The sequence below is a fragment of the Actinoplanes subglobosus genome, assembly GCF_042650585.1.
Classification (GTDB): domain Bacteria; phylum Actinomycetota; class Actinomycetes; order Mycobacteriales; family Micromonosporaceae; genus Actinoplanes; species Actinoplanes subglobosus.
Genome location: NZ_JBHSBL010000002.1, coordinates 88,306 through 104,832, shown reverse-complemented (window position 1 = coordinate 104,832; position 16,527 = coordinate 88,306). Strand labels below are relative to the sequence as shown.

The following is a 16,527-nucleotide window of genomic DNA, read 5'->3' as shown; positions in this document are numbered from 1 at the left end:
CAGTTTCGAGGCTGACCGGTTGCCAGCGTGTCGTCTCGCCCTTCTCGCGCAGCAGGGCCTGCCCGTATTGCGCGTCGATGTCGCGTAGGCGCGGGGCGATGGCGCCGCCTCGGCGGCAGGCGGTCTCGGTGTGCAACCTCAGCACTAGCGCGTCGAGCGCAGTGTCGTTGCCGGTGGTCGGTGCGACGTCGTTGATTTCGGTCAGTTCGCGTGGGGTTAGGGCACGGCGTGGGCTGGGTAGTCGGCGGGGTTTTTCTACTCGGTGGGCGGGGCTGCTTCCGGCCGGGAGGTAGCCGTCGGCTATCGCTCGGGTGAACAGGGCGCGGGCGGCGGCGACGAGGTGTGCGCTGGCATGACGGCCGCCGCGTCCGTTGCGGCGGGGTACGGCTTGGGTGGCTGCTTGGTGCATGAGGGTCTCGACGTCGGTTACGTGGATCTCGTCGAGGCGTCGGTCGCCCCATTGGCGGGTCATCTGGTTCCAGTAGCTGCCGTAGGTGCGGCAGGCGCCGGTCCCTGCGGCAGCTTTCACCCGGGGCAGGTACTAGGCGACCGTGGGCATCGGGTCCGGGAGTTCGGTGGCCTGCAGGTCGGCGAGGGTGACGCCGAGGGTTTCGAGTGCTTGGCGGGCCTGTTCGAGGCGGGCGTGGTCGGCCATCACGATCGCGGCCCCGGGGACTGGGCATAGTGCTCGGCGAGCAGCCGTACGACGAGGGTGATCGGGTGCACGATCAGGGTGGCTTGGGCGGGTACGGCCACAATCGCGATCTGCCCCTTGTGATCGATACCGGCCATCGTGAGGGCCGCGGCGGGTATCGCGAGTTCACCGCGGGTCCCGACGCGGGAGCCATCGGCGGCGGCGGTGAAGGCGACGGCTGCGCCGGCCACCGTCATCGCGACGGGCTGCCCTGGCTGCCAGCGCAGCACGGCCATCGTCGTCCGGCTGGTGAACCGGCCGGAGGCGTCGAGGCGGGCGGTATCCATCACCAGCGGCGAGACCGGCAGCTGGGCGCGGGGCGGACCAAGCGCGGGCAGGGCGAAGGGAACGGGCGGGGTGGTCCGGCACCGGGCAGGGGGAACCAGCGCCTCGATGGTGTGCTCGAGGCGGCCACGGATGCTCAGCGGGCCGGCCTCGCCCATACCTTCCTGCTTGACACCGGCAGCGCCAACATGAGCACTACGCGACACGGGATTCAGGCGGTACACCGGATCTGCTGGCGTACGAACACGCTGTTCTCGGCGCTGATGGCGTTGAGCCCGTGGCGGCGAGACGAGCTGCCAGGACGGCCGGGACGGATTCGGGACCGCGTTCGTCGTCGACGAGTTCGCGGACCGAGCGTTCTTTCTGTCAGCGCGCCCGACCGCCGAATCTTGCCGCCATGGGTCGTTCGGTTCGCATCCGGCCACCGATTTCAGTGTTCTTCCACCGGCCACCGGCCACCGGCGGTCACGGGGCGGGACGCAGTGCGCTGTCGGCGAGAGGGTGTGGCTGGCCGGTGAGGGCGGCGAGGGCGGTGGCGGTCTCGGTGAGGTCGGCTTTGATGTAGGTGGTGGTGGCGGGCCGGTTTTGTCGGTGTGGCCGGCGTAGGCACGGGCGGTGGCGTAGCCGAAGTTCCGTTCGACCCAGGTCAGGGTGGTGTGCCGTAGCCAGTGGGTGGAGACGCCCTGGTCGGCGACCCAGGGCAGGTGCCGGCCGATACGGGCCCAGAGCAGTTCGTAGCGACGGCGGGTCAGCGGTCGCCCATCCCGGTGCCGCAGCACCCGGTCACTCGGGGCCGCGGCGCCCCGAGTGCGGGCATGGTGCAGCAGGTGCACGGCCAACTCGAGGGTGATCGGCTGCCACCGCATCGTCCCGCCCTTCTCTCGCAGCAGGATCAGGCCGCGGACCGGGTCGATGTCGGTGACCCGGAGGGCCAGGCCGCCGCCGCGGCGGCAGGCGGTCTCGGTGTGCAGGCGCAGCAGGAGGGCGTCGAGGGTGGGGTCGTGGCCGGTAGTGCGGGCGACGGTGTTGATGGCGGCGAGTTCGCCGGCGGTGAGGGCGCGGCGGGTGCTGGGCAGGCGTCGGGGTTTGCTGATGCGGTGGGCGGGGCTGGCGCCGGGGGTGAGGTAGCCGTCGGCGATGGCCCGGTTGAACAGGGCGCGGGCGGCGGAGATCAGGTGGACGCCGGCGTAGCGGCCGCCACGGCCGTGCGCCGGGGCACCGCAGTGGCCGCGGCCTGGCGGCGCAGGGCTTCGACGTCGGTGGCGCGGATGTCGTCGAGACGGCGCTCACCCCAGGTCCGGGCCATTTGCTGCCAGTAGCTGCCATAGGTGCGGCGGGCACCAGGTCCGGCGGCAGCCTCCATGCGAGGCAGGTACTCGGTGACGGCCGGCCTGCAGGTCGGTGAGGACGGTCTGCAGTTGGTGCAGGGTGCGGTCGAGGTGGTCGGGTCCGCCGGTCATGGCGGGTCTCCGGGGCGCCGTGTGTAGTGGGCGGTGAGCAGGCTCACCGGGTGGAAAGTCAGGGTGGCCTGGTCGGGGTCGGCGACGAGGGCGGCGGTGGGGGAGTGGTCGAGGCCGGCCATGGTGCGGGCCGGGGCGGGGACGGCGATCTCGCCGCGGGTGCCGACGGTCAGTGTGCCGTCCGGGTCGGCGGTGAGTACGACGGCCTCGTCGCCGAGCTGCAGGGCAAGGGGCTGGGCGGGCTGCCAGCCGAGGGCACGCAGCAGGGCCTTGCTGGTGAACCGGCCTGAGGCGCCGAGGCGGGCGACATCGAGCAGCAACGGCGAGTGCGGAGCCGCCGGTGGGGCGAGTACGCCGACGTCCAGGGCAGCGGGCTGCGGCGGCGGGAGCGCCGGCGGGATCAGTGGCGCGATCGGCTCGTCGAACCGGCTGTCGTCATCGGACGGCTGTAGGGCGCGGCTCACCGCACACCCCGTCGCCGCGGATGGTGCTCGTCGTGAGTGCTACGCGAGAGTGTCAGCCGCCGACGGAAGCCCCGTACCGGAGCATGCCTGCCGATCCATCCCACCGCGGTGATCTTGCTGAGATCCCACCAAGATTGGTGTCCGAGGGGGGACTTGAACCCCCACGCCCGATAAAGGGCACTAGCACCTCAAGCTAGCGCGTCTGCCATTCCGCCACCCGGACCTGCCTGCATAAGCTAACAAACGCTGGCCGTGGGGTTTCACGGCGGGGTCAGGTTGCCGGCTCGGCGTCTCGTAGGCGTTCCAGGCCGTCGAGGATCAGGTCGAGGCCGAAAGTGATGTCCGGGTCGCCGGGGTGGTGGCCCTCCGCGACCTGGCGGGTCAGCTCGGCCATGTGTGGGTATCGGTCGCCGGCCAGAAGGTGCTGGTGGGCGGCTGCCGTCTCCGCGTAGTCGGCGGGCGCTATCGGGAACGCCAGGCGGCGGAGCGTGTAGCCGTACACATAGCTGTCCATGGTGTTCCAGGCGTAGTCGGCGAGTCTCCAGGAGAAGCCGGCGCCGCGGAGCACACCAAGCGTGAAGTCAATGTAGCGCAGCATCGACGGACCCGTGTTGGTGCGTGACATGAGCAGGGGAGGGGCCCATGGGTGCAGGCTCATCACCCGGAACGCGGCCTCGCCCCGGTGCCGCATCGCCGACTTCCAATCACTGCGTGTCTCCGGCAGGTCGATCTCGCTGACCACCATGTCGAGGATGCCGTCGAGTACGGCGTCCTTGTTCGCCACATGCCGGTACAGCGACATGGCCTCCACGCCGAGCTCCCGGCCCAGATGGCGCATCGTCAGCGAATCCGTGCCGCCCGAGTCTGCCAGCGCGAGGGCGGCCTGGAGCACGCGCCGCGTGCTGAGCGGCGCTCGTGAGGTTGGCATTTATTCGGCTCTCCGATTGGTTGCGGGACGGGTCGACCATACCGCACGCTTGCTTACGACGTAAGCTTACGCCGTAAGCAGGAGGTGGGAGATCATGAGAGCACTGCTTCAGACCGGGTTCGGATCGCCGGGCAGAGTCGCCCTCCAGGAGGTGCCGCAACCTGTCCCCGGTCCGGATGACCTGCTGGTCCGGGTCCACGCTGCGGGGCTCAACGCCGCCGACCGTTTCCTGTTGCGTGGTGAGCCGTTCGCCATCCGCGCCCTGGCCGGTGGGCTGCGCAAACCAAAGCCCGGCTTTGTGGTCGGCCGAGCCCTCGCCGGCCGGGTGGAGGCGGTCGGTTCCGACGTTCGCGACTTCGTTCCGGGCGACGAGATACTGGCCGAGTCCACCAGCGCGATCGGGGAGCTCGCCGTGGTGCCGTCCTCGCGTGCCGCCCGTAAGCCGGTCGGTGTGACCTTTGCCCAGGCTGCGGCGCTGCCGATCGCTGGTGCCACCGCGCTGGCCGGTGTCCGGCGCGTCTCCGGCGGGCAACGGCTCCTGGTTACCGGCGCGTCCGGCGGCGTCGGCACCTTCGCGGTGCAACTCGCCGTCGACAAGGGCGCGGCGGTCACCGCGATCTGCTCCGGTCGCAATGCCGCCATGGTGCGCAAACTCGGTGCCGAAAGGATCATCGACTACGAGAAGACCAGCGCCGCCGACCTCGCTGCGACGAGCCAGCGCTATGACGTGATCCTCGACCTGGCCGGAAACTATCCGGTCTCGGCCCTTCGGCGGGTTCTCGCTCCAGGCGGCGTGCTGCTGCTGTCGGCCGGCACCGGAGGCCGATGGCTCGGTCCGGCCCGGCGCATGCTGAAAGGCCTGATCACCGGTGGCCGCCAGGTCCGGCCGCTCACGGTGAGTCCGGATCCCGCCGCCCTCGCCGTGCTCGCGGGGATGGTCGCCACCGGTCGGATCCGCCCGGTCATCGACGACATCTACCGGTTCGACGAGGCGCCCGCAGCCTTGGACCGCATCGACCGGGGCTGGGTCTCCGGCAAGATCATCGTGGAGGTCGCCGGATGACTCGCATCAAACCATTCGTGACTCACCGCAGCCGGCCACCCGCGGTTGACACCAACACAAAACACCATGAGGGAGTACGGGTAGAGCACCTCCAACCGCATCGATCATGTCCCGTGGCTACCGCGCGGCAGGCCGGCCGCTCACGGCCCCAGCGCGACCGCCGGGCTGAGAAGCCGGCTCACCGCCCTGGCCCGCCGAGGCGCCATGCGGCCAGGCCCCATGGGACGCCTCATGGGGCTGGGACGGGGAGCTCATACCGGTCAGCCGACGGCGTAGCGGAGGCGGATCACGCCGCCCGGCCACGTGTCCGAGGCGGTCAGACGCAGTGGCAGCGGGGCCGCACCCGGCGCCATCAGGGGAGTGCCGGCGCCCAGGGCGATCGGGGCGACGAACAGTTCCAGTTCGTCGACCTGACCGGCCGCGAGCAGGGCGCGCATCACGCTGACGCTGCCCCAGACGATGGTCCGGACACCGTCGGCACGTTGGGCTCGGACGTGGTCGACCGGATCCGGCACCACCCGGGCTGGGGCGTGCTCACCCCACGTCGCCGCCGTCAGGGTGGTCGAGCACACCGTCTTGGGCAGTGCGTTGACCTGCCGGGCCATCGGCTCGTCGACCGCGGTCGGCCAGTGGGCGGCGAACGACTCGTACGTGCGCCGGCCCAGCAGCACCTCGTCGATGTCGGCGAGCAACGCGGTGTTGTGGGCTTCGGAGGCGGTGAAATCCGAGACGGCGGCGAACACATCGGCCTCGCCGTTGATGCCGGCGAGGAAGCCGTCGACGGAGATCCACTGCTGGGCGATCAGGCCGCTCACGCGATACCACCCCCAATCAAGGTCAAGCCTGACGATAACGGGGATCGGGGCCAGGGGCATCCGGAGCGACCCCGAACTGGAATGATCCGGAGGTGACCGCCTATGTCTCACACACCACTGTCGATTGCACTGACGCGTACGCGTTGTCCTGCTGGTGGCAGACGGTTCTCGACTACGCCAGGGACCCCGACGATCCCGACGAGCCGGGCGACGAGGAATGCCTGATCATCTCGCGGGACGGCCGGCACCGGCTGCTGTTCATCCAGGTTCCGGAGGCCAAGCAGGCCAAGAATCGCATCCACCTCGACCTGCGCCCAGCCGACGGATCCCGCGACACCGAACTCGCCCGCCTTCTGAAGCTCGGCGCCACCGAGGTCTCTGATCTGCGCAACCCCGACGGCACAGGCTGGGTCGTCCTGGCCGACCCGGAGGGCAATGAGTTCTGCATCCTGCGCAGCGAGGCCGAACTCGCCGGATAGGGCACCCGGGACAGTCTGACGGCCCGCGCCGACGGTGTCCGGTGCTGCGGCATCCCGGTGACCCGACATCAGGTGAGGTGCTTGCCGGCCCACGGGCGGCAGGTAGCCGGCCTGCCCGCCCCACGTGGCCGTAAGAAAGGTAGGAAAGGGTAAGTTTCGCATGATATAAGCGCTATAACTAGATCGTGAAGGTGCCCGGCGCGAAAGCGGCTCCCCTGCTCGCGGGGGTCGTCGCGATCCTCGGCCTGACGGCCACCTGGACAACCGCATCTAGCCTCCGCGCCCAGCAACAGCTGAACATCGACCTGACGATGGACGGGCGGACCCGCATCGTGCTCGAGGCGGCAAGAACCGAGAGCACTCGATTTTCAGAGCTGCTCGCGACCGTCGCCGCCAGCTTGTCCACGCGCGAAGCCATGACGATCACGGACTTCCGGGCCGCCACGGATCCACTCGCGGCCGCACGTCTGTCCGGTGCCGCCAGCGTTTCGTTCGTCGTGCCGAGCACCGCGCAACAGTTGCCCGAAGTGCAGCGGCTGTGGCGGACACGCGGCCCGGCGGATCTGGTGTTGCGGCCGGTACCCGGCGATGACGACCAGCTCGCGCCCATCTTCACCCGCCGCCTGGACAACAGCGGCTATGTCAGATCCGGATCAGTGAACCTACCGGTGGCATCGGAGCCCGGAGCGGCACTCCAAGCAGCCCGTGACACCAACCTGGTGACTGTCTCCGACACCTACGTTCTGGCCGCCGACCGCGCACGGCCGGCAGCGGAACAGCAGCTGTCCTTCGTGTTCGCGGCACCGATCCGGGAGCCGGACGGCGCGCGACGTTTCCGCGGCTGGCTGGTGCTGGCCATGCGCGGCATGGACTTCCTCCGCGAATCACTCGCCGGCGCCAGCATCGGCCAGCTCGGCGTCCAGCTGCTCACCGAGAACGCCGCCGGTGAAGACCAGATCGTAGCCAACCTCCAGATCCCCGGCAGACCCGACCTCCGGCGCACCGTCATGGTCCCCGTCGGCGATCGGACCTGGACCTTGTCCGTCGGTGCCGACAGCGAACGACTACCCGGCGCCGACACCGACCTCCCGCTCGTCATCGGCGCCGGCGGCAGCCTGCTGTCGCTGCTGCTGGCCGGGCTCGTATACACGCTCGCCGCCGGCCGTGCCAGAGCCCGCAAGGCCGCCGCCGACATCGGGCGGGCCGAGTCCGAGAGCCGCCGGCAGGCCGGCCTGCTCACCGCAGTCATGACCAGCATGTCCGAGGGCGTGGGAGTCGTCGACGACAACGGCCGCTTCCTCATGCACAACCCGGCCGCCCAGAGCCTGTTCGGTGTCCACGGGGATCCCGGCACCCCCGAACAATGGCAACAGCACTTCGGGTTGTTCGAGGCCGACGGTCAGAAGCCGTTCCCGATCGACGACATGCCGCTGGTTCGGGCACTGCACGGGGAGGCCTCCGACGGCGTGGAGATGCTCGTGCGCAACACCGTCAAGACCGACGGGATCCTCATCAGCGTCAGCGGCCGCCCACTGGACCCCGGTGCCGGGCAGCACGGCGCCGTCGCGGTGTTCCGGGACATCACCGAGCTGCGCCGCTACGAGACGGACCTCGCGGTGTTCGCCGGCGTGGTGGCGCACGACCTCAAGGCCCCGCTGGCGGTCATCGGCGGCCGATGCGACATGGCCGGCTACGCCCTCGACGACGAAGAGCCCGACGAGGTACGCGACGCACTGTCAGCCATCAGCCGGACCGTGACCCGGATGGCCGCCATGATCGAGACCCTGCTGGCCTACACCACGGCTCGCAACTCCACCCTGACCCTCGCTCCCGTCGACCTGAACGCCCTGGTCGCCGAAGTGATCAAGGACCGGGTCGCGCACCTGGCCGACGATGAGCGCCCGATGACCGACGTGAAGCCACTGCCGACCGTGCCCGCCGACCGCGCGATGCTGCGGCACGTACTGGACAACCTGATCGGCAACTCCCTCAAATACGTGCAACACGGAACCGTGGCCCGGATCGAGGTGCGGCCGGCACCGGCAGCGGACGGCGAAGCCGGCATCGAGGTCGCCGACCGCGGGATCGGCATCCCCGACGAACACAAGCCGTCGGTGTTCGACCGCTTCCACCGGGCGCACACCAGTTCCGGTTACGCCGGCACCGGACTCGGCCTGGCCATCTGCAAGACCATCGTCGAACGCCACGGCGGACAGATCTCCGTGGCCGACAACCCCGGCGGCGGAACCTGCTTCCGCTTCACCCTGCCACTGGCTTGAGTGACGGAGCGAGCCGAGGCTACGCGGACGGCCACGGCCGGCACCTCACCGCGGCGAGACCGGCCGGGTGGGTCAGGCGCCCTGCCGGCCGGTCGCCGGTGCCGGTGGCTATCGCGGCGTTCCGGGCCGGCCTGGTCGAGTAGCCGGCATCGTTCGGCGTGTCCCGTCCTCGACCGCCCAGCACAGGAAGTCGTACGTCTCCTGGCCGCGCTCGTTCGTGTCGCCGTAGAGCGCCGGCTTCTGCGGGTGTTCGCGGATCCGGAGAGCGTCGAGACCGAGCCGGCGCCAACGGGGCTCCAGCTCTTCGGCGATGTAGCGGCCGGCGCCGCTCTTCGAGGTCAGCTCACCTTTGACCAGCAGGTGATGCAGACGAGCCACGCCGAGCACCACCCACGCGACGGACGGCTCGTGACCTCCGAACGCCTCGAATCCGGCCTGCTCGATCCGCGGAATGGCGGAACGCCAGTACGTGTCGAGGTTGTCGCGGGTGAACTCGAACAGCTCGGCGGGGTCGGTGTGGACCGGCGGCAGCTCGCCGCGGATCACGACGGCGCGTTCAGCCAGCTCGTGCCAGGTGACCGGGTTGATGTCCACCTTGCCCGCCGGGTCGAACTCGCCACCGAAGAAGACCGGCCGCCGGCCCACCGTCAGCGCCGGGACGGCCAGCTCCTCCGGCGAGCAGTGGAAGCCGTCGAACGTCACCTCGGGGTGCCGGGCCTTGGTCGCGTGGTGCGCCTCAGCGAGAGCGTCATGGTCGGGCGGCTGGGCCCAGACGGCGACGAAATCCACGTCGCTGGTGGCGAAGAACTCACCCCAGCAGAGCGAACCGTGCAGGAACAGTCCGGTGAGCGCACCAGGCTGCCGAGCGTCGATCTCCACGAGGAAGGTGCGGGCGACATCCACGACTCGGCAGATTAGCCGCAACCGTCAACGAGCTCAGAAACCCTGCATCTCCCGTACCCTTGGAATACGCGGATCTGCCGAATCGTGGACGTGGACGTTACTGGATCCACGGCCGTTTCTGCCGTCTCCAGCGGTTGATCTCCCGGACGGCTGCCGGGCCGGGTGCCGCATCACGAGCGAGACCGAGCAGCGCCCGAGTCATCCGAGCGCGGCGCGCGTCGTCCGGTGCGATGTCACGCCAGCTCTCCGGCATGGACCGGGCCTCGTCGAGAGTCATCGGCAGGGTAGTCATGCAGGCATGAGCCAGCTCGGCAGGCGACGGTGAGCCGTAGCACGCCCAGTGATAGGTCCATTCCTCCGGGCGGAAGACGTTCGTTTCGCGTGCCTGGTTCAGGAACCAGGAGAGCAACGCATTCCACTCCTCGGCGCGGGACGGCTGGTCGCTGTTCAGCCGAGTGAGCGCGACGAACACCGCCACGTAGTCGTCGGCGCCGAACTCACGCTCCGCCAGCCATTCCGGCCAAGCTCCAGCACCCGCCCGGCCGAGGGCACGCATCGCGTTACGGAGGTGCCCCCGCCGGTCCGGTGAGGGCAACGGCACGACGTTGCGGGGGATGGTGACGTCGATCAGGCTGCCGGGCGGTGCCGCGGCATGACTGTCGCCGGTCGCCACCTTCGCTGTCACCGCCGACGCCCTGACGGTGTACTCGTCCGGCGTGGGCACAAGGTCGAATCCGTGACGCTGAAGCTCTGCCGCGACGTCGGACCACTCGGGAGGCCCGTCCATCAAGTACGCGCGGATGGTGATCCCGTTGGACTTCCACGGTGCGTGCGGGTGGTCACGGAAGTAGAAGGCGGTGACGTGGCCCCAGTCGCGGGTCATGTGCAGCCCTCTGGCGAAGTACCGCTGCTCGAAGGCACGGCCGTAGGGGTCACCGCCATCCGGCTGTCCGGGAAGCAGCCGGTTCGGGAAGCTGAGTTGCGATGCCAGATCCTCCGGGTCCGCCTCCAGCGGCACGCCTTCGATGCAGCCGGTGGCGAGCGCCTCCAAACACGCCTCCGTCAACTCATCGACGGTCCAGTCCACAGCCTCCACGCCAGCAGAGATTAGTTACCAAATGGGGTGATGCGCCACCAAGATCGTGCCGAGCGTGATGGATTGCAGAACATCCGTTCATGCCGCGAATCGCGCTTGCTTCTGTGCAGTGGTTCACGACGGTTGGCGGAGCGTTCACGACGCCGTGTTCTCCTTGCGCCACCATGTGACCAGCCGTTGCGCCATGGTGGTGGTGTCGACGTGTGGCGAAACCCTACCGAACCCGCGGGAGATCTCCTCGGTCAGAACATCACGGATCTCGGCGACGCCACCCTCGCAGGCGAGTCCTACCAAGATCGGACCGATCATGTCGTCGTACTCGCCGGCCCGGATCTCCGGATCGAAGACCCGGCCGGGGTCCTGTTCGTTCAGGTAGCGCCGAACAGTGTCGATGGCCTGGTGATGGCTGACCGCCATCGTGCTGATCTGATCGTCGGGATCGCTCATCAGTTCAGCCGTCAGGGTGGTCACCTGCTCCACGTTCATTCCGGCGATCTCACGGGTGGCCGCATAGAGGGCGTAGTAGCGAGTATCGGCGTCGTCGTCATGGCAGAGGCGGATCAAGGCATCGGCAGCGGCGGCGTCCACGGCTCTGAGATCGACCAGCCGTGTCAGATTCGCCGCGACGTGGAACCGCACCCGCGCGTCCTGATGCCAGGCGAGTGCTGCGATCTCGGGCAGCGCCTCACGGGCGCAGTGAAACCCGAGGGCAGACACGATCCAGAGCAGCACATCAGGCTCTGACTCTCTCCTCAGCCGGTCTCTGAGCAGCGGAATCGTCTCGCCGGTGAACGGTCGACATCCATCGGGCTGCTGTTCACCGAGTTCCCGAAGAATCCGTACGCCAAGAATCCGGCGTGTGGCGTCACCGTCGTTGAGGAGTGCGGCCGCGCGCTCGAACACCTCCCGGACCGGCCGTTGGTGCAACGCCACCAGGAACGGCACAGGCGCATCGGCATCGTCTTCCTCGACCTCACGCCCGGCCATGCGCATGAGATGACCGATCGATAGCTGCTCGAGCTCTGTCGGCCGAGGGTCGTCCACCGTTCCAGTTTGCACGTCACGGCTGTCCGCCCTGCGCAATAGCGGATTCGAACCGAAAGTCAACTACCCGGCCCACCGGTACTGGGGCTCTGCGGACGGTGGCAGGGAGGAGTAGCGGGCGTACCGGCTGTTGAGGTGGGCCAGGTAGTAGGTCTTGTCGTTTCGCTCGATCTCCATAGGTGGCGGGTCGGCAACCGTGCCGCCGTCGGCTCCGTCGAAACGGGCCTCCAACCGGGGCTCGTTCCACAGGTCGGCGTATTCCTGTGCTTGCTCGAAGCCAGCCCACATCACGCCGAAGCGGCGATTGCCCGTCGGCTCCCACGGCCGGTTCAGGGCGGTGTAGACGGCCGGGCTGTAAACCGGCCGTACCCGGAAGCCTGTCAGACCGCGCAGCTCGATGATGATGTGGATCAGGCGGTGTCCCGGTCCACGGTGGCGGCCGACGACGTTCACACGGCGGTAGGAGCTCTGGAAGGCGGTGCGCAGCACCCACAACCGCGCTCCGGGCCCGAAACGGCGCAGGCCGGAGCGAATCTCCAGACCGCCGTCGCCGTTGTTGGTCTCGGCGGCGACGTTTGCCACGACGCACCAGGTGAGCGGTTCCATGATGCGATGATCATCGCAGGCGGTGGTACGAGCAATTCATTTCGTGACGTCGACCGATCATCGAGGTGGGGTCGGCCACCAGCGCGATCGCGGTGGCAGGTCAGCGCACCCGGGGCCATGAGCCGAGTGATTGCGCAATGCACGCTGGGGCAATCCGTGACGTCCTCGGACGCGTTAACCGTGATGCGGCGCCGGCGCCCCGTCCACCGCGACGAGGAACGACTTGACGGCAGCAACGAATTCGTCCGGCGCGTCCCGGTGGATCCGGTGGCCGGCTTCGATGGTGACGAGTCGTCCTGCCGGGACGCGGTCCGCCACCGCGGCGATCATGTCCTGTGGCAGGAAGCTGGCCGGCCCACCCGCGAGGACCAGCGTCGGTGCGGTGATCGTGTCGAGGTCGGCCCACCAGGCGGGATCGGGTGTATTGAGGTCGCGCAGGATCGACGGACGGATCTCGCGGTCGTAGTAGGGCGCGGAGTCGTCCACCTCTGCCGGGATCGTGATGCCGAGCGGGACCGGCGGTGGACACTCCTCGAGGACCAGTGCGGTCACCCGGTGCGGCGCCGCCTGGGCGGCCAGCATCGCCGCGAAGCCACCCAGCGAATGTCCCACCAGGACCACACGGTCCAGTGCGAGGCGGTCGAGCAGCAGCAGAACCGCGTCCCGCATGATCGTCATCGAGTACGGCCCGGTCCGCTCGCTGCGGCCCATGCCGCGCAGATCCGGAACGTACACCGTGCGCCGTTCGGCGAAGGCCCACACCAGGTCGTCCCAAGTGGTGCCGTCCCCGCCGCCGCCATGCAGAAGCATCATCGGCACAGCGTCGGCGGTCAGGTCCGGGTCGGGGTCGAATCTCCGGTACGCGAGTCGGCCCCACCCCAGGTCCATTTCCCGGTAATCCCGCACCGCGCGAGTCTAATGCGCACCGAGGAGCGACGTGAGCCGAGTGAACTCGTTGCGATCACCGCGTATCCTGTGCCTCCCACGGCGCGGCGGCCGCCGGGAGGGCGGTGGGAGTCTTCAGATCGATTTCCGGGCTGCGCAGTTCCGCACGCGCGGCCCGGTTGAATTCGCGCTCCGCGTCTCTGCATGCCTGGATGAAGGGTTCGGGAACCTGGCCTGCCTCGTGACCGGCCCTCGCCTCGGCAAGCTTCCCGACCGCAAGCATGAGGAGGGCAGCAGACTGAACCGTCGCCGTCGTGTGTGCGATCAGGCCGATCTCGGCCCGGTACCGGACCACCTGGGTGCGCACCTCGCCGCCGTCGGCATGCGGCTGCCGGGAGACCGACGACGCCGGGATGATCCGCACATCCGGCCCCAACACCATCGCGCGCCACTCGCGGCAGGCGGCGACGAAGGCGGCGTACGTCGTGCGCCGCTCTCGCATCGACATCGTGTTCTCCTGGTGCCGCCAGGAAGCGCGCTGCACCCGAGCGTTGAGCAACGACCCCAGCATCACACCGACCAGTGCGCCGGTCACCGAGAGAAGTGCGAGGACCACCTGAGTCATGGACCCAGAGTCACTCAAGGCGTCAACCGGGGCCGGCGCCTACTACGTAGCCTCGCGTCGTGACCGACGAGCTGCCGCATTTCGAACTCGCCTTCCCCGGCCCGCTGCGAGACCAGCTGGTCGCCGCTGTGCTCGACGGGCGCAAGACCAGCACCACCGGACTGTTGCAGGACTATGAGGTCGAGCCCGAGCCGCTGCCCGCCGTGGGCCGGCGCTCGGCCCTGATCGACTCGGCCGGCCGTCCGGTCGGAGGGCCACACCGACGAGGATCGTGGCGGCCCCGGCGACCTTGGTGGTGCCTGGGCGATCCGGGGTGGGCGCCGAGGACCCGGTCGGCCGCAAATGAAGCAGGAGGACCGCGCCGCCTAGGACAGCGCCGCCTGGAGGCGTCTCGCTTCACGCAGCAGGCGGGTGTTTCCGGGGCGCCGGGCCAGGTCCGCCAGGTGGGGCAGGTCGGCCCGGATGTCGAGGGCCGTGGCGACGTGGGTCGCCAGCTCCAGGAGGTCGGGCAGACCGCGGGGCGTGGTGGCCAGCAGCGGCAGGATCGCGGCGGCGAGCAGCTGCCACACCGCGCCGGCCTGATGAACACCGGTCAGCGCGGCGGCGACACGGTTGAGTTTGACGGTCCCGTCCGAGCACAGGTCACCCAGCGCGGCCCCGACCGGCCCGGCGTGGGCCGGCAGGGTCAGGAAGGCGTCGACGGCGGCCACCCGGTCGGCGGCGTCCCGGGCGCCCAAGGCGTAGGCGACGGCCAGGATCATCGCCGGACCGGGAGGTCCGCTACGGTCGGCCAGCATCGGCAGCAGGCCGTCGCTCCGGATGTCCTGGTCAGCCTGGGCGGCGATGTCGGGCAGGGCCTACGCCGCTGTCACCTCACGGTGGTGAGGGAGCACCATGGCGAGGACCTCGGCGTTGTAGTCGGACAGACCCCGATAATCGGGGTACGGGCCCCGCGTCACGGTGACGACGGCGTCCTCCAGCGGTAGGCGCTCGCCGTCGGTACGCGCCGATTCCAGGTTCACCAGCACCCGCCGGACCACCAGGTTGCCGTCCGGATCATGACGCTGCTGTACGTGACGCGTGCTCAACGGATCGGGCAACCCGCCGCTCTCCAGCCACCGGGCGAGCTGTCGGCCCGACGAACTGGTCAGTGCCTGTGCTCGTTCGAGCACCTCAGGTTCGGTGGATCGGGGCACCCGCAGCAGCGCCTGCTGGAAGTCGAGCGGCCACGGCGACCTGTCCTCGGCCTCGAACCGGGCCAGCCGATGGACCAGAGCATCGGTGTCGACACTGCCCGTCACATGGGTGGGCGTGGCGAGCAGGGCCGGCACCGGTTCCCCGGTCACCCGCACGGCGAGTTCGGCGATCCGCAGCATCAGGATGTCGGCCGGCGTTCGGATCGGGGAACGGTCGCGGACGGCTGCGAGCAGTCGCTGCCGTACGGCGTGGTCCGGTTGCAGCCCGGCGCGCGCCCGGATCGCCTCGGCCAGCGCCGGGTACCAGCTCCGGTGTTCGCCGAACGCCTCGTGCCGGTCCAGAACCGGGCCGAGGATCTCCGCCATCCCGTCCGAGGGCAGACTGACCAGGGCCGACAGGATCCGTTCCCACCGGACTCCGGATCGATCCCGCAGAAGCGTCACCACCTCCTCGGCCAGCTCCGCGGCGGTCCCGATCGGTGCCGGCAGGGGAGTCGAAGCCGCCGCAGGCTCGAACGTGCCGGCAGCGGTGGATGCGGGGGCCGACAGGAGAGCCGGTGGCGGCTGAGCGGACGGCAGGTGTCGGGCCGCCACGCTCAGGGCCAGATCCCGGATGTCCAGGACCGGGCTCGTGAACGCGGCCGTCACCGCCTCCACGATCGCGCCGGCCTGAGCCGGGCGCCGGGCTGCCGTCTTGTCCAGCCACGTCAGCTGCGTCTTCACCAGGGTCTTCTCGGGGCGGACCAGGACCGCGGCACTCGTGTCGAGCAGCGTCTCCAGCGGCGGATCCACGGAACGCAGCACACGCTGGGCCAGGGCGGCGATCGGCGACGGCCCGGTCGAGAGCATGTGGGCGTACGCGTCGGTGTGCGTTTTCCGCTCCGGGACCGTCGGGGCCAGCCGGTCGTGCAGGAGAACGAACGGCCGCAGCGCCGGGGGACGGCCGCCACGGCTCAGCCGGTCGACGGTGGCGGCCAGGATCACCTCCCGGTCGAGGCGGCCCTCGGCGATCAGCCGTACGATCGTATCGGGCAGACCCGGCACCGGGTCCCACGTCTTGCCGTCCCAGCCCGCCGCCGGAATGTGGGCGCCCACGCCGTCGAGCTCGAAGACACCCGGCAGCAGCACGTCGTGGAAACGCGACGCCCGCAGCCGGCGAAGCAGAGCCGTCGAACGGCCCTGGTGGATCTGGGTGAGCCACGCCCGGATCACGCCCGCGGTGACCGGTGGGTCGGCCTTGCCCTCGTCGAGCAGAGCGACCACGAACTCCCACTCGGCCGACAGCACCAGATCGTCCGGCCGGATCAGCCGCGCCAGCCGGACGCCGAGGTCACCGATCCACGGCAGCTCCCGTGACCGGGCGATCGCCAGGAACTCCGTCCGCGGGATGACATGCCACTGGCGCATCTCCCGCCGCCCGAGCACCGCGGCGACCCGGGCCGCGGACGGCAAAAAGGCGATGGCCACCAGCGCGTACGCCCCCGACGACCACCCGGGCGGGAAGACCCCGGACGGCGGTGCCGTGGTCCTGATCCGGTCCTCGATCTCGCTGCCGAGCCCACGCCTGATCGGTTCGTCGGCGGCGACCAGCAGGGCGGCCAGCGCCCCGAGATCACCGTCGAGCACGCACTCGTCGAACCCGGCCCAGGTCAAAGACATGCCGACGAACCTAACCTGAGTTTTGAGGGTGCGGCTCGTCGGCATT

The 16,527-nt window shown here is 69.6% G+C and carries 15 protein-coding genes, 1 tRNA gene and 2 pseudogenes; 4 read left to right on the top strand and 14 right to left on the bottom strand.

What is annotated here, in order from left to right; genetic code table 11:
* Positions 1 to 654: 654 nt before the first annotated feature.
* The 5 genes and pseudogenes from ACFO0C_RS01035 to ACFO0C_RS01015 all read right to left on the bottom strand — a co-directional run bounded on the left by ACFO0C_RS01035 (position 655) and on the right by ACFO0C_RS01015 (position 3,831).
* Positions 655 to 1,137, bottom strand: coding sequence for a hypothetical protein (locus ACFO0C_RS01035; RefSeq protein WP_378064503.1), 483 nt, complete (start codon positions 1,135 to 1,137; stop codon positions 655 to 657).
* A gap of 489 nt (positions 1,138 to 1,626) precedes the next feature.
* Positions 1,627 to 2,010: pseudogene (locus ACFO0C_RS01030) on the bottom strand (tyrosine-type recombinase/integrase); the annotation flags it as partial.
* Between the two features lie 425 nt (positions 2,011 to 2,435).
* Positions 2,436 to 2,903 carry a hypothetical protein gene (locus tag ACFO0C_RS01025; protein ID WP_378064502.1) on the bottom strand — a complete coding sequence of 156 codons (468 nt, stop codon included), beginning with the start codon at positions 2,901 to 2,903 and terminating at the stop codon, positions 2,436 to 2,438.
* A 135-nt stretch (positions 2,904 to 3,038) separates the two neighbouring features.
* A tRNA-Leu gene (locus tag ACFO0C_RS01020) sits at positions 3,039 to 3,126 on the bottom strand.
* Between the two features lie 48 nt (positions 3,127 to 3,174).
* On the bottom strand, positions 3,175 to 3,831 hold the full coding sequence (locus ACFO0C_RS01015) for a TetR/AcrR family transcriptional regulator (RefSeq protein WP_378064501.1): 657 nt from the start codon (positions 3,829 to 3,831) through the stop codon (positions 3,175 to 3,177).
* A 94-nt stretch (positions 3,832 to 3,925) separates the two neighbouring features.
* Between ACFO0C_RS01015 and ACFO0C_RS01010 the strand changes: the two genes are divergently transcribed.
* Positions 3,926 to 4,894 carry an NAD(P)-dependent alcohol dehydrogenase gene (locus tag ACFO0C_RS01010; RefSeq protein ID WP_378064500.1) on the top strand — a complete coding sequence of 323 codons (969 nt, stop codon included), beginning with the start codon at positions 3,926 to 3,928 and terminating at the stop codon, positions 4,892 to 4,894.
* Positions 4,895 to 5,154: 260 nt separating this feature from the next.
* On the opposite strand, the gene ACFO0C_RS01005 is transcribed toward ACFO0C_RS01010, so the two are convergent.
* Entirely contained in the window at positions 5,155 to 5,709 is a 555-nt protein-coding gene (locus tag ACFO0C_RS01005) for a dihydrofolate reductase family protein (protein WP_378064499.1), read from the bottom strand.
* A gap of 92 nt (positions 5,710 to 5,801) precedes the next feature.
* Here ACFO0C_RS01005 and ACFO0C_RS01000 point away from each other — a divergent pair, with 92 nt between their 5' ends.
* Both ACFO0C_RS01000 and ACFO0C_RS00995 read left to right on the top strand, forming a co-directional pair.
* Positions 5,802 to 6,188 carry a VOC family protein gene (locus ACFO0C_RS01000; RefSeq protein ID WP_378064498.1) on the top strand — a complete coding sequence of 129 codons (387 nt, stop codon included), beginning with the start codon at positions 5,802 to 5,804 and terminating at the stop codon, positions 6,186 to 6,188.
* Positions 6,189 to 6,373: 185 nt separating this feature from the next.
* Positions 6,374 to 8,467, top strand: a complete 2,094-nt coding sequence (locus ACFO0C_RS00995) for an ATP-binding protein (RefSeq protein ID WP_378064497.1) — start codon at positions 6,374 to 6,376, stop codon at positions 8,465 to 8,467.
* Between the two features lie 108 nt (positions 8,468 to 8,575).
* Here the strand turns inward: ACFO0C_RS00995 and ACFO0C_RS00990 are convergent, their stop codons facing one another.
* The 6 genes from ACFO0C_RS00990 to ACFO0C_RS00965 form a co-directional block, all read right to left on the bottom strand.
* The gene (locus tag ACFO0C_RS00990; protein ID WP_378064496.1) at positions 8,576 to 9,370 is read right to left on the bottom strand and encodes a hypothetical protein; all 795 of its coding nucleotides are present in this window, start codon (positions 9,368 to 9,370) and stop codon (positions 8,576 to 8,578) included.
* A 97-nt stretch (positions 9,371 to 9,467) separates the two neighbouring features.
* Positions 9,468 to 10,466, bottom strand: a complete 999-nt coding sequence (locus tag ACFO0C_RS00985) for a hypothetical protein (protein ID WP_378064495.1) — start codon at positions 10,464 to 10,466, stop codon at positions 9,468 to 9,470.
* A gap of 135 nt (positions 10,467 to 10,601) precedes the next feature.
* Positions 10,602 to 11,510, bottom strand: coding sequence for a HEAT repeat domain-containing protein (locus ACFO0C_RS00980; RefSeq protein WP_378064494.1), 909 nt, complete (start codon positions 11,508 to 11,510; stop codon positions 10,602 to 10,604).
* Positions 11,511 to 11,573: 63 nt separating this feature from the next.
* A complete protein-coding gene (locus ACFO0C_RS00975) occupies positions 11,574 to 12,116 on the bottom strand; it encodes a hypothetical protein (RefSeq protein ID WP_378064493.1) in 543 nt (180 codons plus the stop codon).
* 174 nt (positions 12,117 to 12,290) lie between these two features.
* Complete coding sequence (locus ACFO0C_RS00970; protein WP_378064492.1) at positions 12,291 to 12,929, bottom strand: alpha/beta fold hydrolase; 639 nt, start codon at positions 12,927 to 12,929, stop codon at positions 12,291 to 12,293.
* A gap of 148 nt (positions 12,930 to 13,077) precedes the next feature.
* On the bottom strand, positions 13,078 to 13,626 hold the full coding sequence (locus tag ACFO0C_RS00965; RefSeq protein WP_378064491.1) for a hypothetical protein: 549 nt from the start codon (positions 13,624 to 13,626) through the stop codon (positions 13,078 to 13,080).
* 59 nt (positions 13,627 to 13,685) lie between these two features.
* Here ACFO0C_RS00965 and ACFO0C_RS00960 point away from each other — a divergent pair.
* A pseudogene (locus ACFO0C_RS00960) lies at positions 13,686 to 13,874 on the top strand (ASCH domain-containing protein); the annotation flags it as partial.
* Positions 13,875 to 13,991: 117 nt separating this feature from the next.
* Here the strand turns inward: ACFO0C_RS00960 and ACFO0C_RS00955 are convergent.
* Complete coding sequence (locus tag ACFO0C_RS00955) at positions 13,992 to 14,423, bottom strand: hypothetical protein (protein ID WP_378064731.1); 432 nt, start codon at positions 14,421 to 14,423, stop codon at positions 13,992 to 13,994.
* Positions 14,424 to 14,483: 60 nt separating this feature from the next.
* Positions 14,484 to 16,481: a DUF7824 domain-containing protein gene (locus ACFO0C_RS00950; protein WP_378064490.1), complete on the bottom strand. Its 1,998-nt coding sequence runs from the start codon at positions 16,479 to 16,481 to the stop codon at positions 14,484 to 14,486.
* Between the last annotated feature and the right edge of the window lie 46 nt (positions 16,482 to 16,527).

Coding starts and splice junctions, on each gene's coding strand:
- ACFO0C_RS01035 (WP_378064503.1), bottom strand. CDS start 1,137: ATGGGCGAGGCCGGCCCGCTGAGCATCCGTGGCCGCCTCGAGCACACC.
- ACFO0C_RS01015 (WP_378064501.1), bottom strand. CDS start 3,831: ATGCCAACCTCACGAGCGCCGCTCAGCACGCGGCGCGTGCTCCAGGCC.
- ACFO0C_RS01010 (WP_378064500.1), top strand. CDS start 3,926: ATGAGAGCACTGCTTCAGACCGGGTTCGGATCGCCGGGCAGAGTCGCC.
- ACFO0C_RS00975 (WP_378064493.1), bottom strand. CDS start 12,116: ATGGAACCGCTCACCTGGTGCGTCGTGGCAAACGTCGCCGCCGAGACC.
- ACFO0C_RS00970 (WP_378064492.1), bottom strand. CDS start 12,929: ATGATGCTTCTGCATGGCGGCGGCGGGGACGGCACCACTTGGGACGAC.
- ACFO0C_RS00965 (WP_378064491.1), bottom strand. CDS start 13,626: ATGACTCAGGTGGTCCTCGCACTTCTCTCGGTGACCGGCGCACTGGTC.
- ACFO0C_RS00955 (WP_378064731.1), bottom strand. CDS start 14,423: ATGCTGGCCGACCGTAGCGGACCTCCCGGTCCGGCGATGATCCTGGCC.
- ACFO0C_RS00950 (WP_378064490.1), bottom strand. CDS start 16,481: ATGTCTTTGACCTGGGCCGGGTTCGACGAGTGCGTGCTCGACGGTGAT.